This is a genomic window from Priestia sp. YIM B13491, assembly GCF_042787605.1.
GTDB classification, from domain to species: Bacteria; Bacillota; Bacilli; order Bacillales; family Bacillaceae_H; genus Priestia; species Priestia megaterium_E.
Genome location: NZ_JBHZOR010000002.1, coordinates 62,700 through 89,279, shown reverse-complemented (window position 1 = coordinate 89,279; position 26,580 = coordinate 62,700). Strand labels below are relative to the sequence as shown.

Here is a 26,580-nt window from a genome sequence, read left to right as displayed (position 1 = left end):
CTATTTTAATGCTCCAGATGTCATTCCTGAAATGAAATGCTTTTGCAAAAACACGTACGCAATCAATAATGGAATAGAAGAAAGAACGACTGCTGAAAACAGCATAGGGTAATTAGTCAGAAATTCCCCTTGAAAGTCCAATAGTGCAATAGGCAGCGTTTTTACTTCTTTAGATTTTAACAAGAGCAAAGGGAATAACAGATCATTCCACACAATCACAAACGAAAAAATTCCTACTGTAGCCATTGATGGTATTGAGAGTCGAAGAGCGATTTTTGAATATATTTTCCACTCTGACGCTCCGTCCATGCGAGCAGCTTCAAATAGTTCCTTTGGCAAAGTTTTCATAAACCCCGTGATAATAAACACACCGATGGGAAGCAAAAAACTTATGGAGACGATAATGACGCCTGTTAGCGTATTGACGAGCCCAAGCTTATTCATCAGCAAAAAGACAGGAATCATATTGACTTGGGTAGGGACAATCATTCCGCAAACAAAAAAGCCGTATACAATCCATCCAAGCTTTTGAGGTAGCTGAATAATAGCGTAAGCAATCATGCTTGAAAACCATAGAATAAAAAACGTGCTAAAGACGGTAACAATCACGCTGTTTTTAATATAGCCAAAGATAGGTTCATTGACGAGCAGCTGTTTATAATTTTCAATATTCCAGCCTGCTGGTAATCCGATTGGGTTGCTGTAAAGCTCGGGCGTTGTTTTAAAGGTTGTTAATAAAACCAAGCTTAAGGGCAACAGAATGATTAAACCGTATATTCCTAAAATCAGTTGTCTGAATGGGTTTTGTTTCATAAAAGAATCTCCTTTTACATTTTGGTCAAGCGAAGTACGCGAAATTGAAGAAACGTTAAAAGAGCAATTACAATCATAAATACAACTGAAATGGCAGAGGCATAGCCGAAACGAAAATTAATAAAAGCTTCGTGATAAAGAAGTGTCGAAAGAATTTCAGTTGAGTTGGAGGGACCTCCATTTGTCATTGCAATGATTAAATCAAATGCTTTAAAACTTTGTATGGTCGTATAAGCCACAACCATTGTCGTAGCTGGAGCTAAAAGAGGCCACGTAATGCGCTTGAATTTTTGCCATCGTGTTGCTCCATCAATACTAGCAGCTTCATATAACTCACTGGGAATAGCTTGAATTCCAGCTACAAAAATAATAAGCATTTGACCAGTATGTGCCCAAAATTGTACAAAAGCCAAGCTGTAAATTGCGATATGTCCATTTCCAATCCAAGACTGGGTCCAATGCTCAAGGCCTACTTTACTTAAAAATAGGTTCACTCCTCCAATGTTGGGGTCATACATAAAGTTCCACGTGAAGGCAATCGACACGGACGAAATAATCGTCGGTACAAAAAAGAGTGAGCGATAAAATGTATTCCATGCAGAATTTTTATAAAGTAATAGTGCAAAGCCCAAGCTCAATAACGTTTGAAAGATCAGCACGCCAATTGTGAACTTTAAGTTGTTTGTAAGAGACTGTGTAAAAATAGCATCGTTTGTTAAAATTTCTTTGAAGTTTTGAAACCCTACAAATGAGAACTGAGAAGACAATCCATTCCAATCAGTTGTGCTTAAAAATAAAGCAGAAAGCGTTGGCAATGCAAAGAAAACAGTATATATGATAAAACCGGGAAGTAAAAACAACCATAGATGTCTGCTTTTAGAGATACTTTTAAATGAAAAGAGAGGAAAAGAGAACGAAGGGGTTCTCTTTTCTTCTTCTTGAATAGACGTATTAGTTTTTAGCGACACGTTCTACCTCTCCTTGTGCTTTTTCAGCAGCTTTTTTCGCTGACATACCGGATAGTACGTCCTGTACAGATGTTTCAACAGCTTTTGATACGCGCTCATTTAAAATTGTAAATCGAGGTTGGAAGACCGTTTTTTTGTCTTTCCATTTTGCGCTTTCTTTGAGTTCAGGTGAATCATATTTCACGTCTTTGACCGTTAATAACTGGCCAGTAGCATTCGCATACTCAGAAGAAATCTTTGGATCTGCAAGGAAAGTTAAAAATTTCTTAGCAGCTTCTTTGTGTTTTGATTTTTCAGCAACACCTAATAAGAATGTCGTGGTATGAACACCTTCGTATTTTGCTTTATCTTGATCCACTGTAATCGGGGCAAGCAAACCTTGATCAATCTTCGGATTTTGCTGTTTGACTGTAGCCATCATATAAGAACCTTGAGCAAGCATTGCGCCTTTTTCCTGAGCAAAAAGTGCTGCAGCACTTTCTTTTTTCGTACCAAGAGCATCTTTTTGGAAGTAACCTTTGTCATTTAATTCTTTAATTTGAGATAGGGTTTTGATAAACCATTCATCAGTTAGCTTGCGCTTGCCCGTTTCTACTTCGTGAAGGGCGTTGTTTGTAGGTTCGTTATTCATAATCATTGGATTAATAAATTGAGAAGGACTTACGTCTCCTGAAAATAAAATCGGAGTATATCCATTTTTCTTTAATGTTTCAGATGTTTTTAAAAAGCTATTCCAATCTTTAGGAACATCTAAATTTAGTTTTTCAAAAATGCCTTTGTTATAGACAGGGATGTTATAGACTAGCTGATAAGGAAGAGCATATTGCGTATTATCCGCTTTGCCCGCTTGGATTAGCTTTTCGTCAAATTTGCTGAGTAAGTTTTGGTCGTCCAGCTTGGCAAAACCGTTTGCTTTGCGAATCGTTTCAAATTGACTTCCTGGAAAACTAGCAAATACATCGATACCTTCTCCAGATAATAGAGATCCTTGAATTTGTGATTGATAGGAATCAGAAGGAAAGACGGTCATTTCTACATGAATATTTGGATTTTTCTTTTCAAATTGCTCAATGATAGAATCAAAAGCTTTCGAATCTTCTCCTCGCCAATGCGTAAAGTTAATGGTTACTTTTTTAGAAGAGTCACTGCTGTCGCCGCTTGTTGAACTGTTTTTGCCGCAGCCCGCGATGATCATGGTGAGCATTGCTAACAGAATTAATAATTTTTTCATTTTAGTTCCCCCACTTATAGAATTCTTTTTAGATAGTTATTGGTCAATTTTGATACGGTTGGTAGATGCTTGGTCAAAGAAATGAGCATGATTCATTTGAAAATGAAATGGAAAGTGCTGATGAACTTGAATATGTTCATCCCCAGGGATTTTAGCTACAAAGAGCTGGTCTCCTAAACTACTGTATAGTATGTACTCTGCTCCTAATAACTCAGACACCTCTACCGGTAATGAAATATGAGAAGCATCAGAAGAGGGGCGCGTAATATGCTCTGGTCGAATTCCTACAGTAATGAACTGATTGTTGTAGCCTTTTTCATGTAACGAATGCATTTGATTTTCTGTCAGCTGAAACTCATGTTCACTGATGTACAGTTTGTTGTTCACTACTTTTCCTGTGAAAAAGTTCATTCCCGGCGATCCTATAAAACTGGCTACAAACGTATTCTCTGGAGCATTATACACTTGCATAGGTGAACCTATTTGCTGAATTTTTCCGTCTTTCATAACTACAATTCTGCTTGCCATCGTCATCGCTTCTGTTTGATCGTGGGTTACATAAATAATGGTCGTCTGCAGCCTCTGATGAAGCTTACTGATTTCAGCACGCATTTGTACGCGAAGCTTCGCATCAAGATTAGATAAAGGTTCATCCATTAAAAAAATTTGGGCATTCCGTACAATGGCTCTTCCTAAAGCCACTCGCTGACGCTGCCCTCCTGATAACGCTTTTGGCTTGCGTTTTAAATAGGGTTTTAAGTCCAAAATACGAGCCGCTTCACGAACGCGATCATCAATTTCTTGTTTTGGGACTTTGCGGAGCTGCAAGCCAAATGCCATGTTGTCGTAAACTGTTAAATGAGGGTAAAGCGCGTAGTTTTGAAACACCATTGCAATGTCCCGGTCCTTAGAAGGTAAATCGTTTGCACGATCTCCATTAATAAGCAATTCTCCTTCTGTTATCGATTCAAGGCCGGCGATCATTCGAAGGGTAGTGGATTTGCCGCACCCTGAAGGTCCTACAAACACAATAAATTCTTTGTCTTGAATATGAAGATTGAAATTATCAACTGCAAGACTATCTTTTCCGTATTTTTTATACACATGCTGTAACTGCAGTTCTGCCATTTTTTCTCCTTTCAGCAGGCTTTTAAAAAAATAAAAGCCTCTAATTGCACAGACGGATTGTACGTGTATCTGGCAATTAGAGGCTATCGGTTGACCGGCAAGCCTGTATTATGTAGTTTTGAGTGATTGAATCTGTAAGTAATTTTAAAATATATTATTCCTATATGTCAAGTGAGAATTAAAATATTTTAATAAGTTCGATTATTTTCTTAAATGAAAGAAGCCATTTATTAAGCCAGAGATGCTGGTTTTGGGAATAAAATAAACAGCTGGTGTATAGAATGATAGTATTCACTTTTATAGTAAGCACTACAGAGAGAGGATGTTTATAAATGGATAGAAACACGCAGTTCACTATGATTCGTCAAGCGTTGGAAAACAGCTATCATTTAATGCAGCAGGGAATAGAAGTGAGCGGAGAGACGCTTACTCAGCTGGAACAAGCAAAAGCCGAGTATGAAGCGGCCTTTTTATTGTCTCATTCCACGGACTCAAAATTCCGCTGTAATTAATTTTTTAATAGCACTTATTCCGTTTGCGTTCTATACACTCAGCTTTTATACAAAAAGGTTCTGTCCTTACAGGCAGAACTTTTTTATGTTCAGCTCTTTTTATTGACATTTTAGATAAAGTAGTCAATAATTAAGTTTTGCTTACATGAGAAATTTACTAGATAAAAAGAAGTGAAGCTAATTTTTATTGATAGATATTTACATAAATAAAGGAGTCAGTATCGATGATGAGAGAGCGGTTGCCTTTTACAATTGAGCGGGATGAAAACTTTTTTGACAAATTAAATGAATGGATAGGTGATGTTTTTTATGATCATCTTCCAGACGCAGGGTTAGAACTTCGAGACGAACAAATTTTTATGGCTTTTCAAATCGAACGAGCTTTTAAAGAAAAAAATGTAATCTTTGCAGAAGCAGGTGTAGGAACAGGAAAAACTATTGTGTATTTACTGTATGCTATTTGTTATGCCAGGTATATTGGCAAGCCAGCTATTATTGCCTGTGCGGATGAAACATTAATTGAACAGTTAGTAAAAGCCGAAGGAGACATTGCCAAGCTCTCTGGTATTTTAGATATTAACATGGATGTTCGCCTAGCAAAATCTCAAGATCAGTATCTGTGTTTAAAGAAATTAGATGCTGTGACAGCACGAACAGATAATGAAAACATTGAAGAAATTTACGATACGCTTCCTGATTTTGTTCATGATCATAGCGGTATGCAGTCGTTCTATCACTACGGAGACCGTAAAGAATATCCTCATTTAACGGATGAGGAATGGAATCAAATTAACTGGGATACGTTTCAAGACTGCTCTTCCTGTGAGCAGCGTCATAGATGCGGCTTAACGCTTTCACGTGAGCACTATAGAAAAGCACATGACTTAATTATTTGCTCTCACGATTTTTACATGGAGCACATTTGGACATATGAAGCCCGCAAGCGTGAAGGACAGCTTCCCCTTCTTCCTGAAAGCAGCTGTGTTGTATTTGATGAAGGTCACCTGCTGGAATTTGCTGCACAAAAGGCTTTAACATATCGAATTCAAGAAGATACGTTAGAAAACTTGTTAACGCGTCTATTAGAAAATGACGTGCGAGAAGGATTTGCTGTGAAGATCGAGCACGCTATCGATGTGTACGCAATGTTCTTTGACCGTTTAAGTGAAGCAAGCACAGAAATCGTTGGTTCTAGCCGTAAAGAAGTAGCCCGTACAAACGGATTACAAAGTGTAGGAAAAGAACTTTTATCGCTGCTTGAGCATATCGGAAACGAGCTTGTGTTTGAGAGTGAGACCTATACAGTAGACGAATATACGCTGCGAATTGTAGATGAGTACCTAGATCAAATTGATTATTCGCTGCGCTTATTTATGGACAACGAAAATGCCATCTACTGGGTGGAAGAAAACAACTGGCAGCTGACGTTGGTTATTATGCCGCAAGCAGTAAAAGACGTCTTAAAAGAACGAGTATTTGCAAAGAAAATACCATACATTTTCACGTCTGCCACTCTGTCAGATAACCAATCGTTCGATTATTTAGCATATAGCTTAGGAATTGCAAAGCCGCTTTCTTTTTCCGTTGAATCGCCATTTGATTATGATGAGCAAATGAAAATTGCGGTAAAAAATGTTTCAGATGATCAAGAAGAAGCGTTTGCTGAAAAATTCGCCTTTGCTGTTGCGCAGCTCGAAAAAACGAACGGACGAGCACTTTTACTGTTTAACAGCAAAGAAGAACTAGAGATGTTCAAAGAAGTTTCCAAAGAGTTAAATCAGTACACATTCTTATTTGAAGGCGATCAAGAAATCAGTAAATTAGTATCTCAGTTCCAAAGGGAAGAAAAAACGATTTTATGCGCTGTTCATTTGTGGGAAGGATTGGATATTCCTGGACCTTCGCTATCTAATGTAATTATTTGGTCTCTGCCGTATCCACCAAATGATCCGGTCTTTGAAGCAAAGCGCAATCAAGTAGTCGATCCATTTTGGGATGCAGATATGCCGTATATGCTTCTTCGCTTAAAGCAAGGAGTTGGAAGGCTGATTCGCTCTCATAACGATAAGGGTCTAATCACGATCTTTATGCCAAAAAGCACAGATTCAAAAGTGCGTTCAATCATTGAACAAAATGTCCCAACAAAAATAGAAAACGTATAAAAAAGCGCGGTTGTAGCCGCGTTTTTTTATACGTATAATAGATTGAATATTCAGTTATATACACGCCGTTACTATTATGATAAAATAATTTATGGTGAAATAAGGAAAGTAAGGAGGAAAAACAATGAGAGAAGACATACAGAAAATTGAGAAACAGTTTTATGAATACATGAATAAAATCAAAAGTTATCACGAGGCAATCGGAGTGATGTACTGGGATTTGAGGACGGGTGCTCCAAAAAAAGGGGCGGATCAGCGTTCTGAAGTTATTGGCATGATGTCATCAGAAGCGTTCAATCTTTCGGTTTCTGATGACATGGCAGGTTTTATTGAGAAATTAACGAACCCTGAGTCACAGCCTTACATAAACGATATTACGAAAAAAGCAGTGGAAGAATGTAAAAAAGAATATGACTTAAATAAAAAGATTCCTCCGCATGAATATAAAGAATACGTTACATTAACTTCAAAAGCTGAGTCGGTTTGGGAAGACGCAAAAGAAAAAGCAGATTTTGCTTTATTTCAACCGTATCTCGAAAAAATTGTAGCGTTCAATCAGAAGTTTGTGGAGTATTGGGGGTATGAAGGAAACAAATATAATCGTTTATTAGACCTTTTTGAACCGGGGATGACGGTTGAAATCTTAGACGAGGTATTTGGAAAGCTACGGAAGCATATTGTGCCTCTTGTTCAGCGAATCGCCGGGTCGAATACAAAGCCAAATACGGAATTTTTATTCCGTACTTTCCCAAAAGAAGCGCAAAAGCAATTTAGTCTAGACGTGTTAAAAACGCTTGGCTATGATTTTGAAGCGGGGCGACTTGATGAAACAGTCCATCCTTTTGCTACTGGTTTAAACCCGGGAGATGTGCGCATCACGACTAAATATGCCGAAAACGATTTTCGAACGGCTATTTTTGGAACAATTCACGAATGCGGCCATGCTTTATATGAGCAGAATATTTCAAAGGATCTTGTCGGTACAGTTCTATGTGAAGGTACTTCAATGGGAATTCATGAATCACAGTCACTGTTTTTTGAGCAGTTTGTCGGTAAAAATAAGGCATTCTGGCAGCATCATTACGACGTACTAAAAAAGCATGCGCCGGGACAATTTGACGATGTAGATTTAGAAGATTTTTACCGAGGAGTAAATGAGGCGAAACCGTCTCTTATTCGTATTGAAGCAGATGAGTTAACGTATCCTCTTCATATTATGATTCGCTATGAGATTGAAAAAGGATTAATAAACGGAGAATATAAAGTTGCAGATTTACCGGAAATTTGGAATGAGAAATACGAAGAATATTTAGGAGTTCGTCCAAGTCACGATGGAGAAGGCGTGCTTCAGGATGTACACTGGGCCGGAGGAAGCTTTGGGTACTTCCCTTCCTATGCTCTTGGCTATATGTACGCAGCGCAGTTTAAGCATACCATGTTAAAAGACTTGCCTAATTATGATGAACTTCTTGAAAAAGGAGAAATTTCGCCGATTACAAATTGGCTAACAGAACATATTCATCAGTACGGAAAAATGAAAAAGCCTCTTGAAATTTTAAACGGTGTAACGGGAGAAGGCTTAAATGTAGATTATTTAATTCAATATCTAGAAAAGAAATATGGAGAAATTTATCACGTATAAAAAGCGCTATAACCGAATATTATGTTTTGTATCGCAAGTAAATGTTCGAAAATATCGCTTTTAGATATTTTCAAATAAAAGATTTGCTGATATAATACAATTAACTCAATAACGCACTCATATAATGACGAGAATAAGGCTCGTAAGTATCTACCAAACTACCGTAAATAGTTTGACTATGGGTGAGCGATGAAGTTTGTTTTTCACTTTTGTGCGTAACAGCTCAAGGACATTGCTCTACTCATATACGAGTGCAGCTATGTTTTTGAGCTTTTTTAATACAAACGTTGGAGGAACGAACTATGAAAGCTTTGCAAAACAAAATTTTAACAGATGGTATCGTATTATCGGACACGGTTTTAAAAGTAGACACATTTTTAAACCACCAAATGGATCCTGTATTAATGAAAGAAATTGGAGAAGAATTCGCTTCACGTTTTGAAGATGCAGGAATTACGAAGATTTTAACGATTGAATCATCAGGAATTGCTCCAGCGATTATGACCGCATTGAAGCTAAACGTTGAGATGGTGTTTGCCAGAAAAAGAAAATCTTTAACACTTCAAGACGGACTCATTACATCAAAAGTATATTCATTTACAAAAAAAGAAGAAAATGAAATTTCAGTTGCTGATAAATTTATTCGAGAAGATGACGTGATTTTAATTATTGATGACTTTTTAGCAAACGGCCAAGCTGCATTCGGCTTGATGGATATCGTACAAAAAGCAGGTGCTAAAGTAGGCGGCATTGGGATTGTTATTGAAAAAGCGTTCCAAGATGGAGGAAAACAAATTCGTAAATCAGGCGTTAAAGTAGAATCATTAGCACGCATTCAGTCTTTATCAAATGGTAAAGTTACATTTGCTGAAGATAAACCAACAGTGGAGGTTTAATATGAATAAAGGAAAAGTCTTTTCACTTGGTTTACAGCATGTTTTAGCTATGTACGGAGGTGCGATTGTTGTTCCGCTTATTGTTGGAGGAGCCATTGGCTTGACTCAGCAGCAGCTTACGTATTTAGTGGCGATTGACTTATTTATGTGTGGTGTGGCAACTCTGCTGCAAGTATGGAAAAATCGTTTTTTTGGAATTGGTCTTCCAGTTGTATTAGGGTGTACGTTTACTGCAGTAGGACCTATGATTTCAATTGGAGGTTCTTACGGCGTTTCTTCCATATATGGTTCTATTATCGTCGCTGGTTTACTCATTGTCCTTCTTTCTGCTTTTTTAGGTAAATTGGTTAAGTTTTTCCCTCCTTTAGTTACGGGCTCGGTTGTAACGATTATTGGAATTACGTTAATTCCTGTAGCGATTAAAGATTTAGCCGGAGGAGAAGGAAGTAAAGATTTTGGCAGCTTGAGCAATTTAGGTTTAGGTTTTGGCGTTTTGCTATTAATTATTGTTCTGTATCGATTTACAAAAGGATTTATGCGCTCCGTCTCTGTGTTATTAGGATTAGTTGTTGGAACAATCGCAGCTTCTTTTATGGAAAAAGTAGATTTTTCCGGCGTAAAAGAAGAAGCGTGGGTTCATATGCCACATGTTTTGTACTTTGGGATGCCAACTTTTAATATTATGGCCATTCTGACAATGTTCCTTGTTTTACTTGTTGGTATTGTCGAGTCAACAGGCGTTTATTTTGCTGTTAGTGATATTTGTAAAAAAGAAGTGGATGAAAAAGATTTATCTAAAGGCTATCGTGCAGAAGGACTGGCGATTTTATTAGGCGGATTTTTTAACGCATTTCCTTATACAGCGTATTCTCAAAATGTAGGACTTTTACAATTGTCAGGTGTTCGCACAAGAAATGTTATATTTGCAGCGAGTGGAATTTTAATCGTTTTGGGTTTTCTACCTAAAATCGCAGCCGTGACGACGGTTATCCCGAGCTCTGTCCTTGGTGGAGCAATGGTAGCTATGTTTGGAATGGTAATCTCTTCAGGTATTAAAATCCTTAGTCAAGTTGATTTAGCAAAACAAGAAAACCTTCTTGTGATTGCATGTTCGGTTGGCATGGGTCTAGGGGTGACGGTTGTACCTGAACTCTTCAAAAACTTACCAGATAGTCTTCAAGTTCTTACTGGAAGCGGTATTGTAATGGGGAGTTTTACAGCAATCTTTTTAAATATTGTCTTTAATATGATGAAATCACCACGTACGCAAGTTGCAGAAACAAAGTTAACAAATGAAGTAGTATCGAAATAAAAAGAGGCTAGGACAAAAATATTTTAGTTGAGAAGATCCGAACGATTAATCGTTCGGATCTTTTCATTGTTATGGGGAACATAGGCCTAATTTGTTCGTTTTTCCTATTAAGACCGTGTTTTGAAAAACAGTGTATAAAGCATTTTTCCCACATCAGGGTTTTTTGCCACTAATGAAATTTCTCTTTTGAATTTGAAGTCTGTAATGGGTAACGCTTTAATGGTTGAGCTTTGTAAATGGCGCATAAAAATTTCAGGCAGAATTGAAATACCTAAATTAGCTGAAATAAATCCCATAATACTTTGCGCAAATTCAATTTCATTGGCAATGGAAATTTTTAAGTTATGACGATTGTACGCTTTTTCTACTAGTGTCCGAACATCGCACCCTGGCGGGAGAACTACAATGGGTTCTTCTTTAAAATCTTTAAATGATACGCTTTCTTTTTCGGCTAACGGGTGCTGATCATTCACAAATAAATAAAAATCTTCTTTGAATAATAGTTTTGACCAGTAAGTATGTTGAACCTCTCGATCATCAAATAAAGCCCCATCAATTTGATTGCTTTCTAACTGCTCTAACAAATCATAATAGTGATGCGAGGTTTTTATATCAATATGGCGATTTTGATCTTTAGCAGAAGCCAGTTGATAAGGTAAGTAAAAAGCAGCCATACTCTGCCACGTTCCGATAGTTAAATCACAAGCTTCTTGCGTAGACACTAATTTTTTTTGAAGAGCATGAACGCTTGATAATATGGATTCACCTTCTTGTAAAAGAATTTCACCTGCTGAGGTTAATTCTACTCCTGTAGCGGAGCGAATAAATAATGTTACCCCTAAATCTTCTTCTAGTTTTCTCATTTGCTTACTGAGCGCGGGCTGCGTCATATGCAGCTGTTCGCTTGCTTTACTTAAGCTTTTTGTTTTGGCTGTTTCAATAAAAGACTCAAGCCATTCTGTTTTCATATTTATCACCTATAACCTTTTGTTATACCCATAGTATAGAAGGGAAGTTCTCATAAATCAATGAAGATGCTAGTGTATATAGTGTAGTTAACACAGCACAAAGAAATTCACACAACTAGGAGGATGAATGATGTATCCAAACAAACTATATATTAACGGTGAATGGACAACAACAGAAGAGAAAATTGATGTAGTCAATCCAGCAACAAAAGAAGTAATAGGACAAATTCCAAAGGCAGGCGCAAAGGAAGCAGCACTTGCCGCTGATGCAGCGGCTGCAGCTTTTAAAACATGGTCGAAAAGAACCGCTCAAGAGCGCAGTGCTATTTTAATGAGATGGCATCAACTAATTGAAAATCATAAAGATGAACTAGCAGAAATTATGACAACGGAACAAGGCAAACCATTTGCAGAAGCAAAAGGTGAAGTGCAGTATGGCAATGATTATATTGCTTGGTTTGCTGAAGAAGGAAAGCGTGTATACGGTGAAACGATTCCAGCTCATCATACGCATAAACGTATTACGGTTAAAAAACAGCCTGTCGGCGTTGTAGCAGCTATTACACCATGGAACTTCCCTGCAGCAATGATTACGCGTAAAGTGGCCCCAGCTCTTGCAGCAGGATGTACAATTGTTCTAAAACCATCTGAAGAAACACCATTTACAGCATATCGTTTAGTAGAGCTCGCAGAAGAAGCTGGAGTTCCAAAAGGTGTGATCAATGTTGTTACTGGAGATGCAGCAGCTATTGGTGACACATGGCAAAAAGACGGACGTATCCGAAAATTAACATTTACTGGTTCAACAGCGGTTGGCAAACATTTAATGCGCGGTGCTGCTGATACTGTGAAAAAATTATCGCTGGAATTAGGCGGTCACGCACCGTTTATCGTAACAGAAAATGCAGATTTAGACGCTGCTGTAAACGGCGTAATTGCTTCTAAGTTCGTAAACGCAGGTCAAACGTGCATCTGCACAAACCGCGTATATGTACAAGAATCCATTGCAGATGCTTTTGTTGAAAAATTTGCAGCAAAAGCGGCGGAATTAACAGTAGGAAATGGATTAGAAGAAGGTACACAAGTTGGACCGTTAATTAACGATAAAGCGGTTGAGAAAGTAAAAGCACAAATTGCGGATGCAAAAAGTAAAGGAGCTAAAGTTGTGGTTGGCGGACAAGCTATAACAACTAAAAACGGTTTCTTTATGGAGCCGACAATTATTACAAATGTAACTGATGACATGAATTGCATGTTTGAAGAAACGTTTGGACCATTGGCACCTGTAGCAACATTCAAAACAGTAGAAGAAGCCGTAGAACGAGCAAACAATAGCCCTTATGGTTTAGCCGCTTACGTATTTACAGAAAACATTAAAGAAGCAACGTTTGTATCTGAAGAGTTAGAATACGGCATTGTAGGAGTAAATGATGGCTCTCCATCTGCAGCTCAAGCTCCATTCGGCGGCTTTAAAGAAAGTGGTCTTGGACGCGAAGGAAGTCATTACGGCATTGAAGATTATTTAGAAGTAAAATATATCTCAATGGGACTTTAATCAAAAGCAGAGGGACAAAAATATTTTAGTCGAAGTGAAATACGAACTAGCAACTAATAATCAAAATGATTGGTTGTTAGTTCGTATTTTTTTGTTGTTAAGGTGGACGTAACTTTCAGGTGTTTCGTTGTGTCCTAGCTTTTTTTATGCACTTTTGTAAAGAAAATTTGGAATAATAGTTCTTTAGCGCAATTAATTGCATTTCTAGGGTGTCTGTGCAAGAATAAATATTTCAAAAATGGTTTAGCTTTGTTTAAAGCGTGGGTAATACAACAAATGCACATGATTGCTTGTTAGATGAAATGAAAAGCAGAACTTTACCACTGATAAATTACGCAAGCTAGAACCAAAATAGTAGTACTGAATGGTGAAAAATATAGGAGTTGATATAGATGATTACAGCAGAGAAAAACATAGTGAAATTTAAAGCAAAAGACGGACGTGAAGTCACTATTCGCCCTGCGCAGGCAAGCGATGCAGAGCATATTACAACAGCGGTAAGAGAAATTATTGAAGCCGGTGAATTTATTCAAAAAGATGAGCCGCGCACAGTCCAAGAAGAGCAAGATTTTATTGCATCAGTAGAAAAGAACAATCACATGTACGTTGTAGCTGAAGTCGAAGGTGAAGTTCTTGGAATTGCACGTGTTCTTAGAGGCGAAATTAAAATGAAGCGCCACACGGGGCTCTTCCGTACATGGCTTATTTCAAAAGCACAGGGAATGGGAATAGGAAAACAATTTATGAATTATACGCTAAACTGGTGCAAAGAAAATAATCTTCATAAACTTTCTTTAACTGTGTTTGCTTCGAATAAAGTGGCATACGAATTGTATAAAAAGGTAGGATTTGAACAAGAAGGCGTTATGAAAGAACAAGCTTATTTCAACAATGAATATGTAGATGAAATCTATATGTCCATTTTCTTTTCATAAAAAATAAGCACTTATTTTCGTCAATCCATAAATTGTATCTGTACATTCAGATTATTTGCGCTATAATAAAAGTGCACAACAAACATACACTTCTTCAAAACGTAGACTTTCCTGAGTTACAGGAAAGTTTTTTTATGTTTCGCCTCCATTCCACTAAAAAAGAATTGAATAAATCCCCAGCTATTACAAATGTTAAATGTAACGCAATCAAAGAGGTGAAGTGTATGCCAAAGATTATCTCAGTTGGATTTGGAGTTCCCCCCTATGAATTAACTCAGCAAGACACGCTGCTATTTGCAAAAGAACTTTTTTCCGAATCGTTTAAAGATATTAATCGTCTGCTAACCGTTTTTCAAAATGGTCAAATTGAGAAACGTAATTTTGCCAAAGACTTATCTTGGTTTCAAGAAGACCATACATTTGAAGAAAAAAATGATGCTTTTATAGAATCTGCTGTTGAATTAGGTACAAAAGCAATTGAAGACTGCTTAACAAATAAGAACTATGTAAGTACCCCTTTGCCATGTGGAGAAATTGAGGCTATTTTTTATGTTTCAACAAGCGGTTTAGCTACGCCTAGCATTGAAGCACGAATTATGAATAAGCTTGCGTTCTCAGACCACACAAAACGAATTCCTATTTGGGGATTAGGGTGTGCTGGAGGAGCGTCTGGGCTTTCAAGAGCTTATGAGTATTGCAAAGCCTTTCCGCGTGCTAAAGTCCTTGTTTTATCCATTGAGCTTTGCAGTTTAACTTTTCAGCGAAATGATCGTTCAAAAAGCAACTTAATCGGTACGTCTTTATTTGCAGATGGAGTAGCGGCTGCTTTAGTCGCAGGTGACGAAGCTGATACCACTTTTGCCCTTGCAAAAAGCTATCCTTACATTTTACATACACAATCGACACTCATGCCCAATTCAGAAGATGTAATGGGGTGGGAGATCAAAAATGATGGACTATTTGTTGTCTTTTCAAAAGATATTCCCACGATTATCGATTCGTGGTTAGGCGGAGAAGTTGAGTCATTTTTACAAACACAGCATTTGACCAGTCGGGATTTAAAGCATTTTGTTGCTCATCCTGGAGGGAAAAAAGTGCTTGAAGCATATGTATCAACGCTGTCGCTAAACGAAAATATGATTGCTGATTCCCTAGATGTACTTAAAAACCATGGAAACATGTCTTCCGCAACCGTTCTGTATGTATTAGACCGCTTTATGAAGAAAGAAATTTCGAGTGAAGAATACGGTTTATTAACAGCTCTTGGCCCTGGATTTAGTTCTGAAATGCTTCTATTAGAGTGGAGGTAAAGCGATTGTTTTTTTATAGCTTTTTTGTATTTATTATCTTACAGCGTCTATGTGAATTGGTTATTGCCAAAAGAAATGAAGCTTGGATGAAGAAGCAGGGAGCATACGAAGCTGGTCAAAGTCACTACAAATGGATGGTAAGCATGCATGCCGCTTTTTTTGCTGCTCTTTTTACGGAAGTGTATGTATTAAACGATGGAATGTATCACTTTTCTTTTTTGTTGTTTAGCTTTTTTGTGCTTGTGCAACTTGCAAGAATATGGGCTATTTCTTCGTTAGGAAAGTATTGGAATACAAAAATTATCGTTTTGCCTAATGCGAAGGTTGTGCTAAGAGGTCCTTATCGTTTTATGAAGCACCCTAACTATATGGTAGTAGCGGCAGAATTGGTGTTAGTTCCGCTTATGTTTCAGGCATACTGGACGTTAGCTATTTTTTCTGTTTTCAATTTGTGTATATTAGCTGTTAGAATTCCCTTGGAAGAGCAAGCGTTAACGAATGAAACAAATTACGGCGAAGTGATGCAAAACAGGGGACGTTTCTTTCCTGTAAAAAAATCTTAAAACTAATTGAAAATGATTATCTTTCATGATAAGATGAAACAAATGATAAAGATTATCAATTTCATCAAGTAGAAACGGTGGTGGACGTAATGGTTAGTCTTTTTGTGATCGGAGCTCTTGCTACATATGTTGGCGTCACAACGTATGTAATGAAAAATATTGAAAAAGCCCAAAAGGCGTAACATACATGCGATGAATAAAAAATACGATACAAAGCTGTCAAATTATTGACAGCTTTTTTTATTGTTTTTGTAACTAAAAATTCAGTTTTTTATGGGAAAACGCATGCGAATCAAGTAAAATAGAGAAAGAATAAGCAGAAATGAAGCTGGATAGAAAACATTTAAATACAGTCTTGAATGAGGCAAAAGGGGTAGAGTAATAATGGGTAAAGTGAGTGTGAAACATCAAGAAAATCTCCGATTGGAAGCATCTCTTTTTCATTTACATAAGCAATTTCAAGCAGCTGGAGATGAACAGCAGGCAGCAAAAGCAATACAGCTGTTAAAAAAGTGGGTGAACGGTGAATTTGTTGTAGCATTTTGCGGACATTTTTCGGCTGGAAAATCGAGCATGATTAACGAATTAATGGGGCAAGCAATTTTGCCTGCAAGTCCTATTCCAACAAGCGCAAACTTAGTATCAGTAAAAGCTGGGGATGAGCATGCAACCGTTTATTACCGCAAACAGCCGCCGGTGCGTTATGAAGCGCCTTATGAGTATGAGCAAATTAAGCAGTTTGCTGTCGATGGAGATGAAGTAGAGTCCATTCATTTATCGATAGATACAGATGCTATTCCTAAAAATGTTGTGGTGATGGACACACCGGGAATTGATTCAACAGATGATGCGCATCGTGTATCGACCGAGTCAGCTCTTCACTTAGCGGACGTTATTTTCTACGTGATGGATTATAATCATGTGCAGGCAGAATTAAATCTTCAATTTGCAAAACAGCTGCAAGAAGCTAATAAAACGCTTTATTTAATTGTAAATCAAATCGATAAACACCAAGAAGATCAGCTAACATTTCAAGCATTTAAAGAATCTGTAGAAACGTCATTTTTAAAGTGGAATGTGAGACCAGAAGGAATCTTCTATACGTCGTTAAAAGAGCCAACCAACCGTCATAACGACCTTTCGTACGTAAAATCTCTATTACTTGCTATGATGACGGAAAAAGAAAACCGACATCAGCATATTCAACATGCGATGCAAATGGTAATTGACGATCACCTTGCCTTTATTGAAGACCAAGAAGAAGAAAAGTTAACGATTCATGACGATCTGCGCCATAAGCTGACGCTTGAGAACCATGAAATCAATAAGCAGCAAAAAGAGCAGCTTCTCGAAAAAGAAGCGGAAATGAGGTGGGCTGAAAAGCAGCTAGCAGAAACGTACCAACAAGAAACAGGTAAGATACTAAGCAACGCCAATTTAACACCATATGAAATGAGAGAAAAAGCTAGGCTGTTTTTAGAAACGACAAAGCCTGATTTTAAAGTGGGTCTTTTATTTGCTAAGAAAAAGACCGAGGAAGTAAAAAAAGAGCGGCTGACGTTATTTTTTGATGATATGAAAGAACGTGCAGCTTCTCAGCTGCAGTGGCACTTGCAGCAATATGTGCAAGAGCTGGTGAAAAATCAAAATCTTACCGACCCGGATCTTATACGCCAGGTTCAGCAGTTTGAAATTCCGTTAGAGCCGCATGATTTAATTGAAACGGTAAAGGCAGGAGCTACAATTAATGGTGATTATGTTTTAACGTACGCAAAAGATGTAGCCGATCATATTAAGAAAAAAGCGACGCGATTATTATATGAGCTTTATGCGCAAATTGAACAAAGCAAAATCGAGCAAGATGAAGTAAAGCGTGAAAAAATTTATCAGCACTTGCAGGAATGTGAAGCATTTGAAGAAGCGTATACATCTCTTCAGGAAATGAAAGCAAAATTGGCACGTACAAAAGCTTTGCTTCAATCTTTACAGCAAACTGATGACGACCTAACGGCAGAAGATGCGAACGAGTTGTCATATATGTTACAAGAAGAATATGAAACGGGCATCATGAAAGCTGAAGAAAAGCATGAAGCCGTGAGTGAGCAGCAGTTAGTTTCAGAGCCTGAGGAAGCTGCGCATGAAACAGGAACAGAAAAGGTTCTTCAAGATGTATCAGCTGTTCTCGAACAGCTCCGTTCATTTGGAAAGTTAGACCGCTTTATTAACAGGCTTCAAGAAAAGCGTAAAAAGCTATCAAATCAAACGTTTACCGTAGCTTTATTCGGGGCGTTCAGTGCCGGTAAGTCATCTTTTGCTAATGCGTTGATTGGAGAAAGATTACTTCCTGTATCTCCGAACCCAACAACAGCAACCATCAATAAAATTATGCCTCCAACAGAAAAACGGCCGCATAAAACAGCTGTTGTGCAAATGAAAACAAACGAGCAGATGATCCAAGATTTAAATGGTGCACTTAAGCTGTTTCATCATGAAGTAGAATCAATTGACGAAGCGCTAACAATTATTCCAACCCTGCAGGCAACAGAAGAGCTGCAGCTGCATTTGTCGTTTTTACAGGCAGTAGAAAAAGGCTACGGCGAAGTCAAGCAGCATATCGGTTCAGAAGTAGTAGTGGATACGGAAGGATTTCATGATTATGTAGCCAAAGAAGAAAAAGCGTGCTTTGTTCAATTTATTAACCTGTATTATGACTGTGAATTTACTCGCTTAGGCATTACGCTCGTTGATACACCCGGAGCGGATTCAATCAATGCGAGGCACACGGGAGTAGCGTTTGAGTATATCAAAAATGCAGATGCCATTTTATTTGTAACGTATTATAATCATGCGTTTTCAAAAGCTGACCGCGAATTTCTTATTCAGCTTGGCCGTGTAAAAGATGTATTTGCGCTTGATAAAATGTTTTTCTTAGTAAATGCAGCGGACCTAGCCAGCTCGGATACAGAGCTGCAGTTAGTTCAGACGTACGTAAAAGAGCAGCTTGAACAGTATGGTATACGCTTTCCGCGCTTATACCCGGTATCAAGCTTACAGGCTTTGCAAAACCACGAGGATAAAATGTTTCTGCCATTCAAAAATGCGTTTTACCGCTTCATAAATTATGAATTACCAGAGCTTGCTATCCAAAGTGTTTATGCAGATTTCGAACAAATTTTAGCAGTTGCCAATGAAATGAAACAGGTGCAAACAAAATCAGAAGTGGATAAAAAGCGATACATTCAATCTCTTCACATAAAGAATGAGCAGGTAGCAGCAAAACTGCATGAAATTCATTTTGAATATGAACAACAGCAGTTTGACCGAGAATTAGAAGAGCTTTTATTTTATGTGAAAAAACGTCTGTTTGTGAGGTACGATGACTTCTTTAAAGAAGCCTTCAGTCCGGCAAACTTAAGGGATGATCGAGGTGAAAAGCAAAAGCAGCTGCGCCTGTGTTTGCAGGAGTTGTTAACGTCTATTTCCTTTGACGCAACGCAAGAAGTGCGTGCAACCACTTTGCGAATCGAAAAATACATCGTAAAATTAATCGAAGACTGGCATCGAATGATCATTACAAAGCTCCAGCGCTATGAACCGACGTTTACTCCAACCTTGAACTCGTTAGAGCCTCCAAATGGCAGTGAAGTTGTGACAAGTCATCAATTTGATGAGAATGAATCGTATCAAAAAGAGCTTTCACTGTATAAAAACAATAAAAGCTTTTTTGAAAAAAATGAGAAAGCAAAGCTTCACGCTGCTTTACTAGAACGTATTAAGCCAGAGGTTAATCACTACATTGCGAAAGAAGAAGCCGCTCTTCATTCACACTATACCCATTTAGTGAATCAGTACGTTTTAGCGCATAAACAGTCTGTGTCTGAAGAATGGTATGATTATTACAAACAGCTGCAAGCAGCCGTGTCTGAAGAATTTCCAATTCAAGAATTGGTAAGTACAATGACGGTGTTAGAACATGTATTGGAGGAAAGAAAGGGTCATTAATTTTTATGTCTACACACATAAATCAACGTTTACAGGAAATTGAAAAAGAATATAATGTGGAAATTTTGTTTGCATGTGAATCAGGCAGCCGTGCTTACGGACTCGACACGTCAACGAGTGATTTTGACGTTCGCTTTATATACAAATATAAAGCGTCACGCTATCTTCATCTCAATAGACCTCAGGAGGTCATTAATGTAGCAGAAGGCAATTATGATATGCAAGGGTGGGATTTGTACAAAACCATTTATTTGTTTGCAAAATCAAACCCTTCGCTTTATGAGTGGCTATGGTCGCCTCTTGTTTATTATCAGAAGCCATCGTTTGCTGAGCCACTGCGGCAAATGATGGCTCAATCATATTCCTTAAAAGCATTGGGATATCATTATTTTAAAATTTTAACGATAAATAGTAAAAGAAATCTGACATCTTCTGTTACAATAGAGGATATAAAAGTGATGCTTCAACTGATTCGTGCATTTTTATCACTGAAAGTAGTAGTAAAGCAGCGCAGTTTCCCTGTTATTTTATTTGCCGATTTATGTAAGCAGGCAAATCTCGACGATAGGCAGCAATCCATCATTGAGCAATTTGTACAGTGCAAGATAAGCCGGAAAGTTGCTTTTAATGAAAAGATGAAAAACTTTTTAGACAGCATTAAGAAAGAAGCTGCAGCGATAGAAAAAAGCTTAAAAGAATTACCGGAAAAGCAAATCAGTTATGAGGACATTAACTTATTTTTACTAACTCAGCATAATATAATGGAGGAACGAACATGAGTGTACATAAAGAAATTTCAGCCCATTCTAAAAAACAACACGAATTAGTACGTGCTTTTGCCAGCTTAGAAGCTCGACGCGAGCAAGCTATTGAAGCAGCTGTGCTTTTGTGTAAAGAAGGGAAACCCTTTTCTGTAGATGGTATTAATGCTGTAACAGCAGAAATTAATGAACTGTCTCAAAAATATACCATCATTCCAGGCCGTAAAGTAGTGACAGAAGAAATGGTTAAAGAGTACGTAGCAAGAATATAAACGTGCTAAGCTCTGGTGTTTTTACCTTAATTTGAACAGGATATGACGTACCGCTTGATCCATACTAATAGTGTACCAACGAGGTACAAATAGGAGGAGATAGCGATGGGTCGTCAAAAATTAGGTAATAAAAATGCGCAAGCGAATAACAATGCAAAGCATAATTATAACCAAGAGTTCTCTTCTGAGTTTAAAGCAAATCAGGCTCAAAAAGCAAAGCGTGCAAAAAGTGCAAATGACACTTATGCTGGGGAGTTTGCTTCTGAGTTCAACGTGCAACAAAACCAAAACAATTCTGTTAACAAGAAGTTAGAAGCTAATAAAAGTGCAAATAATCAATATGGCCAAGAATTCGGCTCTTATGCTGAAGTTGAATCTGCCAAAATGAATAATGCTGCACAAAAAAAGCGTAAAAAATAACAGAACTGTTTCCAAAAGCGCCGGGATTAGTCTGCTCTGTCAGCAGATTAGCCCGGCGTTTTTTGTTGGGCAATATTTGCTTGGGTACGAGATGTCAATCCATCGCAAACTATAGATGAGGTGAAGCAATATGAATAAAGGAATTGTCATTGCTCTTTCATCAATCGGTTTAGCCCAAGCCTTAAAAATCCCCATTAAAAAGTATCAAACAGGAAAATGGGATATGCGGATGATTGCTGCGTCGGGTGGAATGCCAAGCTCTCATTCAGCCGGCGTATCTTCTTTAGCGACCTATGTAGCGTTAAAAAGAGGTGTTTCTACGATTGATTTTGCGTTAGCATCTGTTTTTGGAATTATTGTGATGTACGATGCACAAGGAATTCGAAGGCAGACTGGCGAAATTACTATTAAAGTGAATACGTTAGATGAAGAAATTGAAAAGCTTGCGGGTCTTCCAGACGGAGGCTTTCACGATTTGACGGAACAGCGCTTGAAAGAAATGCTTGGGCATCAGCCCGAAGAAGTGATTGGCGGAGCCATTTTAGGAGTAGCACTTGGAGCGATTGGCTATTTTTTAGAAGGGAAATCATAGTCAAACAGCCAAAAGTAAGCTAAGATAAAGAAGAACCTTTGCAAAAGGATGGGACGAAAAAGTGACAAAAACAGCTCAAACCGTTGAAGAGTATCTTCTTTATCTTGAAGAAAAAGGCTTTCATTTAGCAGAAGATGCACGTGGATTTATTTCATTTGGTCAGCAGTATACGCGTGCAGCTGACGAGATGGTCATATTTACAATTGAATGGACACTAAAAGTACAAAAAGAATTTGACGGCAGTTTTTTTGTATCGCTCCTCGAGAATTTGACATCACATCGTATTAGCAATCAAAAACAAGCCATTCAATATTTAAAGTCATCAGGTATGATTTAAGCAGGATTACATTCCTGCTTCTTTTTGATTAATGGCTTGTCTTGCCAGCTGATCAGCACCTGCGTTTTGAGAGCTAGGGATCCACTTTATAAAAAATAACTCAAATTGACTGGACAATTTGAGGGCTTCTTCCAGTAAAGGAGCAAACGCTTTATTTTTAACGTATTCTTGGTTCATTGCGCGGTCTACTAGCTGAGAGTCCGTTCGAAAAGATACGTTCGTATACTTTTTTTCTAAACAAATTTTTAATGCATGAAGAAGTGCATGGTACTCTGCTTCATGATTCGTCATTGTCCCAAGAGCAATAGCGTAACGATGATGTTCACCATTTCCTTTAATTAAAATACCAGCTCCAGAAGGACCAGGGTTACCAGCAGTGGCTCCGTCTATATAAACTTCAATCATCATACAGCCTCCTTGTTAAAACAATATAAGCTTAAACCATGTTTTTTCATCAATAGTATTGTATCATAAGTACTTCAGCTATTTTATATTAGCACGTATAAACGCTAAAATCCGCTTATTAGGTAAGAAAACTGTCATGAAAAGACATAATAGAAGATAAAATACAAAAAAGCAGAAAAAGTGTTGAATTCAAAATTGCTGATGAAAGGAATGCTCGTTATGAATTTCCAAATTGAATGGCATTATAAATCCTCGAAACATAAACAGTTAATTTTCACATCCGATTTCACAGATGCGAATGAGGCGCTAATGATTGTGGGTGATTTAGAAAAAACAGGTCGAACGAAGGAAATTTTCCTACTTGATGAGCAACAGCAAAAATGGACTGTAAAAGAAGCGAAAAAGCTCTTACAGGAAGTACAGACAGAGCCTCACGATATTGTGGCATATTTTGACGGAGGCTATGAGCATGATACGCTCTTAGCGGGGCTTGGGGTTGTGATTTATTTTAAACAGAACAACAGCTCTTACCGAATACGACGCAACTCAAGGTTGCAAGAGATTGAATCAAATAATGAGGCAGAGTATGCTGCTTTTTATTATTTGATACAAGAGCTTGAGGAACTTGGTGTTCATCATATACCGGTAACGTTTAGAGGTGACTCTCAGGTTGTATTAAATCAGCTGGCTGGGGAGTGGCCCTGTTTCGAAGAAGAGTTTAATCGGTACTTAGATCGAATAGAAGATAAAATGCAGGAACTTGGTATCCGACCCGTATATGAGCCTATTTCAAGGAAAGAAAATGAAGAGGCCGACCAGCTTGCTACTCAAGCTCTTCAAGGGATACCAATTGCTAGCAGGAAGCAAGTGTAACACACAGAACGAAATGGAGATGAACGAGAGTGGAACGTAAACAATTATTAGAAGAAGTAACGGAGTTATTGGATTACTACTGTAGTGATTGTTTTGTAAAAAAAACGTTTAATAAAGAAAAGGGCAAAACATACGCTCAGACGTTTTGTATTAAAGAGTGTACCGTAGGAGAAAAAATTAAGCAGTATGGAGATTTGCTGACTAAAAAGTAAGCGTGTATAATTTGCCGGCAGCAGCTTCATTCTATCCATATGGAGGTGTTCTTTCAATGGATAAGTTTTCAAATGAAGAAGTAACAACGGGATATAATGATTTAAAGCAAGTAGAAGTCTCTATTCAATCTGCTCAAAAGATGATTGGGACAGCTACGATGAGTATGAGTCCTCAGCAGCTTGAAGAGGCAACGAATGCGCTTAATGATGCAAAAGCACAGCTTCAATCTGCCAAAGCTCATGGCACAGGAGTAGACGAGCAATTTCTTCAGCAGTGCATGCAGTCTATTCAAACATGTGAACAGCAGCTTACTGAGGCCAAACGCTAGGTATAACAAAAAAGAGACTCGGAAAAGAGTCTCTTTTACTATAAAATAAAAAGATCTATTTATGATAGCTTAGTGACATTAGCGGCTTGCGGGCCTCTATTGCCTTCTACAATTTCAAAAGATACCTCTTGTCCTTCTTCCAAGGATTTATAACCTTCGCTTTGGATGGCAGAAAAATGTACAAATACGTCGCTGCCGCCTTCAACTTCAATAAAGCCATAGCCTTTTTCATTGTTGAACCATTTTACTTTACCATTTTGCATAACTTGAATCCCCCTAGTACTGTGCAGCCTCATGCTGCTGAAACTCGAATTATCATTTCCAATAGAGGTAAATGATTGTTTATATTATATAATAAGAAGAAATAAAATTTCAATATTAAAATTTAACTTTTCTGAAAATTAAATTTTTATGTAACCTGGACGTAGTACAATTATAACTAAAAAAATTTCTTATGAGATGAAAAATAACTGAAAATTTAGTTTATAATAAAAGTATAGTCAGCATAATTTTAACGCGGTGATAAGGAGTGGGTCGTGTATGTATCGTACACAAGTAAATGGAAAAGAAATCATTTTGTTATTTTCAACGCTCGAAGCAGCAAAGAGCCGCAGCAACCTAGAGAAAGAGCAAATTTATAAGCGCGTATTGCATTTAAATGAGCAGCTGCTAATGTTTCAAAATGGAACAAGCTTCACCATTGGCGATCCGTTAGGATTAATTGTAGCTCAAGTGAAAAAAAGTGATTTGACAACCATATATATCGAACATATCATTGATAAACAGTTTATGTATGATGGAGATGGTCATCGAGGTGAAGTAGTGTAACAAGATGACACCTATATATGAAGAAGCGTACGGAGATACTCGTACGCTTCTTCATATATAGGATTAAAAATATGTGATTTTACAAGTATTAACAGGGATAAATAACAAAGTTCAATAAATTGAAGAAGAACAGTGAAACCATGAATAGCAATCACCTTTTTAGCTAAAAAATATAGATATACATCATCTTATGTAATGAGATAGTTAAGCTTTAAAATCAATGAACACGAGAGGTTTTATAAAGCTTAAATTGAAAAACGTGTGATTGTGACGTTAATTAGAAGTAAGGTTTGGAGGACGCTATGGAAAGTAGAAAAAAATTGGATTTACTTGCTCTTGCTTCTGTGCCACTTATCATGACCCTCGGAAATTCAATGTTAATTCCGGTGTTGCCGGTGATTGAAAAACGTCTACAGATAAGCTCGCTGCAGGTATCCATGATTATCACGGTCTACTCAATTTTCGCTATTTTTTTAATCCCGATTGCTGGTTATTTATCAGATCGATTTGGCCGCAAGAAAATTATTATTCCTAGTTTGCTGCTTGCTGCAGTAGGAGGGGCTTTAACAGGCTGGGCTTCATGGCAAATGGCCAATCCATTCTGGGTTATTTTAATTGGCCGCGCGATTCAAGGAATAGGTTCAGCAGGAGCTATGCCTGTTGTGATGCCTTGTGTAGGAGATATGTTCAAAGACGAGCAAGAAATTACAAAAGGACTAGGTTTAATTGAAACAGCTAATACGTTTGGGAAAGTACTAAGCCCAATACTGGGAGCTTTTTTAGCGGCTATGATTTGGTTTCTTCCTTTTTGGTTCATTCCTATTCTTTGCCTTATTTCGATTCTTTTAGTTATCTTTTTAGTAAAAGTTCCGAAAAATGACAGTTCTTCTGAATCTGAACAAAAAAAGAAAAGTATTACGCAGTTTTTAAAGGATTTGAAGAAGACGCTCAAAGAAAATATGGGATGGCTTATGGCTATTTTTATTTTAGGCGCCATTATTATGCTTGTATTATTCGGGGTTTTATTTTACCTATCGACCATACTAGAGGAGCGTTATCATATTGTGAATACGAAAAAAGGTTTAGTAATGGCTATTCCCCTGCTCGCTTTATCTATTTCTTCTTTTGTGGCGGGGAAAAAAGTTGGCAACAATAAAATCGTTATGAAGTGGTCTGCTTTTTTTGGCTTTTTATTGTTAACATGTTCTTTCATCATTTTATTTTTTAATACGTCTCTTTTTAGTATTTTACTCACTTTAGTGCTTGGTGGAATTGGAATTGGAGCAGCTCTTCCCAGTCTTGATGCGCTTATTACAGAAGGAATTGAAAAGGAAGAGAGAGGGACCATTACGTCTCTTTACAGTTCGATGCGCTTTGTCGGAGTAGCAGCTGGACCTCCTCTTTATACATTGCTTATGAAGTGGTCGGACATGGCTGTGTTCCAAACGTCTCTAGGGGTTAGTGCAGTAGGTGCCATTTTAGTTTTAAAAGCGATCAAACCAAAACCTGAAGGCGGCGTAAAACTGAAGAAAGCTGAAGTGTGATTTTATAGAG

Annotated in this window: 27 protein-coding genes and 1 riboswitch; of the genes, 20 read left to right on the top strand and 7 right to left on the bottom strand. The window is 37.7% G+C overall.

Annotated features, from left to right (window positions below; translation table 11 throughout):
- The 4 genes from ACFX4E_RS06615 to ACFX4E_RS06600 are packed head-to-tail and all read right to left on the bottom strand — an operon-like array spanning position 1 to position 4,140.
- Positions 1–813 carry a carbohydrate ABC transporter permease gene (locus ACFX4E_RS06615; RefSeq protein WP_028407995.1) on the bottom strand — a complete coding sequence of 271 codons (813 nt, stop codon included), beginning with the start codon at positions 811–813 and terminating at the stop codon, positions 1–3.
- Positions 814–827: 14 nt separating this feature from the next.
- The gene (locus tag ACFX4E_RS06610; protein WP_098333582.1) at positions 828–1,781 is read right to left on the bottom strand and encodes a carbohydrate ABC transporter permease; all 954 of its coding nucleotides are present in this window, start codon (positions 1,779–1,781) and stop codon (positions 828–830) included.
- A complete protein-coding gene (locus ACFX4E_RS06605; RefSeq protein ID WP_377237730.1) occupies positions 1,765–3,012 on the bottom strand; it encodes an ABC transporter substrate-binding protein in 1,248 nt (415 codons plus the stop codon). Before ACFX4E_RS06605 ends, ACFX4E_RS06610 begins: the two co-directional genes overlap by 17 nt.
- Before the next feature lie 36 nt (positions 3,013–3,048).
- A complete protein-coding gene (locus ACFX4E_RS06600; RefSeq protein WP_377237732.1) occupies positions 3,049–4,140 on the bottom strand; it encodes an ABC transporter ATP-binding protein in 1,092 nt (363 codons plus the stop codon).
- Between the two features lie 332 nt (positions 4,141–4,472).
- Between ACFX4E_RS06600 and ACFX4E_RS06595 the strand changes: the two genes are divergently transcribed.
- From ACFX4E_RS06595 to ACFX4E_RS06575, 5 genes are all read left to right on the top strand, one after another.
- On the top strand, positions 4,473–4,652 hold the full coding sequence (locus tag ACFX4E_RS06595) for a hypothetical protein (RefSeq protein ID WP_028407999.1): 180 nt from the start codon (positions 4,473–4,475) through the stop codon (positions 4,650–4,652).
- A gap of 224 nt (positions 4,653–4,876) precedes the next feature.
- Positions 4,877–6,814 carry an ATP-dependent DNA helicase gene (locus ACFX4E_RS06590; protein WP_377237734.1) on the top strand — a complete coding sequence of 646 codons (1,938 nt, stop codon included), beginning with the start codon at positions 4,877–4,879 and terminating at the stop codon, positions 6,812–6,814.
- 124 nt (positions 6,815–6,938) lie between these two features.
- On the top strand, positions 6,939–8,456 hold the full coding sequence (locus tag ACFX4E_RS06585; protein ID WP_377237736.1) for a carboxypeptidase M32: 1,518 nt from the start codon (positions 6,939–6,941) through the stop codon (positions 8,454–8,456).
- Positions 8,457–8,553: 97 nt separating this feature from the next.
- Positions 8,554–8,655, top strand: a riboswitch (purine riboswitch).
- A gap of 103 nt (positions 8,656–8,758) precedes the next feature.
- Positions 8,759–9,352 (top strand): xanthine phosphoribosyltransferase, encoded by a 594-nt coding sequence (locus tag ACFX4E_RS06580; protein WP_028408002.1) that lies wholly within the window; start codon positions 8,759–8,761, stop codon positions 9,350–9,352.
- A gap of 1 nt (position 9,353) precedes the next feature.
- A complete protein-coding gene (locus tag ACFX4E_RS06575) occupies positions 9,354–10,664 on the top strand; it encodes a nucleobase:cation symporter-2 family protein (RefSeq protein ID WP_377237738.1) in 1,311 nt (436 codons plus the stop codon).
- 107 nt (positions 10,665–10,771) lie between these two features.
- Here ACFX4E_RS06575 and ACFX4E_RS06570 read toward each other — a convergent pair whose 3' ends face one another.
- Entirely contained in the window at positions 10,772–11,632 is an 861-nt protein-coding gene (locus ACFX4E_RS06570) for a LysR family transcriptional regulator (RefSeq protein ID WP_377237740.1), read from the bottom strand.
- A 130-nt stretch (positions 11,633–11,762) separates the two neighbouring features.
- On the opposite strand from ACFX4E_RS06570, the gene ACFX4E_RS06565 reads away from it, so the two are divergent.
- The 10 genes from ACFX4E_RS06565 to ACFX4E_RS06520 all read left to right on the top strand — a co-directional run bounded on the left by ACFX4E_RS06565 (position 11,763) and on the right by ACFX4E_RS06520 (position 22,379).
- On the top strand, positions 11,763–13,187 hold the full coding sequence (locus tag ACFX4E_RS06565) for an NAD-dependent succinate-semialdehyde dehydrogenase (RefSeq protein ID WP_028408005.1): 1,425 nt from the start codon (positions 11,763–11,765) through the stop codon (positions 13,185–13,187).
- A 392-nt stretch (positions 13,188–13,579) separates the two neighbouring features.
- Positions 13,580–14,122 (top strand): GNAT family N-acetyltransferase, encoded by a 543-nt coding sequence (locus ACFX4E_RS06560; RefSeq protein ID WP_013056162.1) that lies wholly within the window; start codon positions 13,580–13,582, stop codon positions 14,120–14,122.
- A 224-nt stretch (positions 14,123–14,346) separates the two neighbouring features.
- The gene (locus ACFX4E_RS06555) at positions 14,347–15,432 is read left to right on the top strand and encodes a type III polyketide synthase (RefSeq protein ID WP_098248333.1); all 1,086 of its coding nucleotides are present in this window, start codon (positions 14,347–14,349) and stop codon (positions 15,430–15,432) included.
- Between the two features lie 5 nt (positions 15,433–15,437).
- Positions 15,438–15,995, top strand: a complete 558-nt coding sequence (locus ACFX4E_RS06550) for an isoprenylcysteine carboxyl methyltransferase family protein (protein ID WP_098333575.1) — start codon at positions 15,438–15,440, stop codon at positions 15,993–15,995.
- Between the two features lie 384 nt (positions 15,996–16,379).
- Entirely contained in the window at positions 16,380–19,997 is a 3,618-nt protein-coding gene (locus tag ACFX4E_RS06545; protein WP_098526289.1) for a dynamin family protein, read from the top strand.
- 5 nt (positions 19,998–20,002) lie between these two features.
- Positions 20,003–20,776: a nucleotidyltransferase domain-containing protein gene (locus ACFX4E_RS06540; RefSeq protein WP_028408008.1), complete on the top strand. Its 774-nt coding sequence runs from the start codon at positions 20,003–20,005 to the stop codon at positions 20,774–20,776.
- Positions 20,773–21,030: a DUF2533 family protein gene (locus ACFX4E_RS06535; RefSeq protein WP_013082381.1), complete on the top strand. Its 258-nt coding sequence runs from the start codon at positions 20,773–20,775 to the stop codon at positions 21,028–21,030. Before ACFX4E_RS06540 ends, ACFX4E_RS06535 begins: the two co-directional genes overlap by 4 nt.
- Positions 21,031–21,135: 105 nt before the next feature.
- On the top strand, positions 21,136–21,450 hold the full coding sequence (locus ACFX4E_RS06530) for a hypothetical protein (RefSeq protein ID WP_013056168.1): 315 nt from the start codon (positions 21,136–21,138) through the stop codon (positions 21,448–21,450).
- Positions 21,451–21,580: 130 nt separating this feature from the next.
- On the top strand, positions 21,581–22,042 hold the full coding sequence (locus tag ACFX4E_RS06525) for a divergent PAP2 family protein (protein WP_013056169.1): 462 nt from the start codon (positions 21,581–21,583) through the stop codon (positions 22,040–22,042).
- A 61-nt stretch (positions 22,043–22,103) separates the two neighbouring features.
- On the top strand, positions 22,104–22,379 hold the full coding sequence (locus ACFX4E_RS06520) for a DUF6123 family protein (RefSeq protein WP_028408009.1): 276 nt from the start codon (positions 22,104–22,106) through the stop codon (positions 22,377–22,379).
- A 6-nt stretch (positions 22,380–22,385) separates the two neighbouring features.
- Here ACFX4E_RS06520 and ACFX4E_RS06515 read toward each other — a convergent pair whose 3' ends face one another.
- Positions 22,386–22,784, bottom strand: a complete 399-nt coding sequence (locus tag ACFX4E_RS06515; protein ID WP_377237744.1) for a reverse transcriptase-like protein — start codon at positions 22,782–22,784, stop codon at positions 22,386–22,388.
- Positions 22,785–23,003: 219 nt separating this feature from the next.
- Here ACFX4E_RS06515 and ACFX4E_RS06510 point away from each other — a divergent pair, with 219 nt between their 5' ends.
- Genes ACFX4E_RS06510 through ACFX4E_RS06500 form a run of 3 tightly spaced genes read left to right on the top strand, consistent with a single transcriptional unit; the run spans position 23,004 to position 24,198 of the window.
- Positions 23,004–23,657: a ribonuclease H family protein gene (locus ACFX4E_RS06510; protein ID WP_060746039.1), complete on the top strand. Its 654-nt coding sequence runs from the start codon at positions 23,004–23,006 to the stop codon at positions 23,655–23,657.
- 29 nt (positions 23,658–23,686) lie between these two features.
- Positions 23,687–23,869: a zinc-finger domain-containing protein gene (locus ACFX4E_RS06505; protein WP_013056173.1), complete on the top strand. Its 183-nt coding sequence runs from the start codon at positions 23,687–23,689 to the stop codon at positions 23,867–23,869.
- Positions 23,870–23,925: 56 nt separating this feature from the next.
- Positions 23,926–24,198, top strand: a complete 273-nt coding sequence (locus ACFX4E_RS06500; RefSeq protein WP_013056174.1) for a DUF2564 family protein — start codon at positions 23,926–23,928, stop codon at positions 24,196–24,198.
- Between the two features lie 59 nt (positions 24,199–24,257).
- Here ACFX4E_RS06500 and cspD read toward each other — a convergent pair whose 3' ends face one another.
- Positions 24,258–24,461 (bottom strand): cold-shock protein CspD, encoded by a 204-nt coding sequence (cspD, locus tag ACFX4E_RS06495; protein WP_013056175.1) that lies wholly within the window; start codon positions 24,459–24,461, stop codon positions 24,258–24,260.
- Between the two features lie 277 nt (positions 24,462–24,738).
- On the opposite strand from cspD, the gene ACFX4E_RS06490 reads away from it, so the two are divergent.
- On the top strand, positions 24,739–25,026 hold the full coding sequence (locus ACFX4E_RS06490) for a hypothetical protein (RefSeq protein WP_013056176.1): 288 nt from the start codon (positions 24,739–24,741) through the stop codon (positions 25,024–25,026).
- 302 nt (positions 25,027–25,328) lie between these two features.
- Positions 25,329–26,570, top strand: coding sequence for a bacillibactin exporter BcbE (gene bcbE / locus ACFX4E_RS06485; RefSeq protein ID WP_028408011.1), 1,242 nt, complete (start codon positions 25,329–25,331; stop codon positions 26,568–26,570).
- The last annotated feature ends 10 nt before the right edge of the window (positions 26,571–26,580 follow it).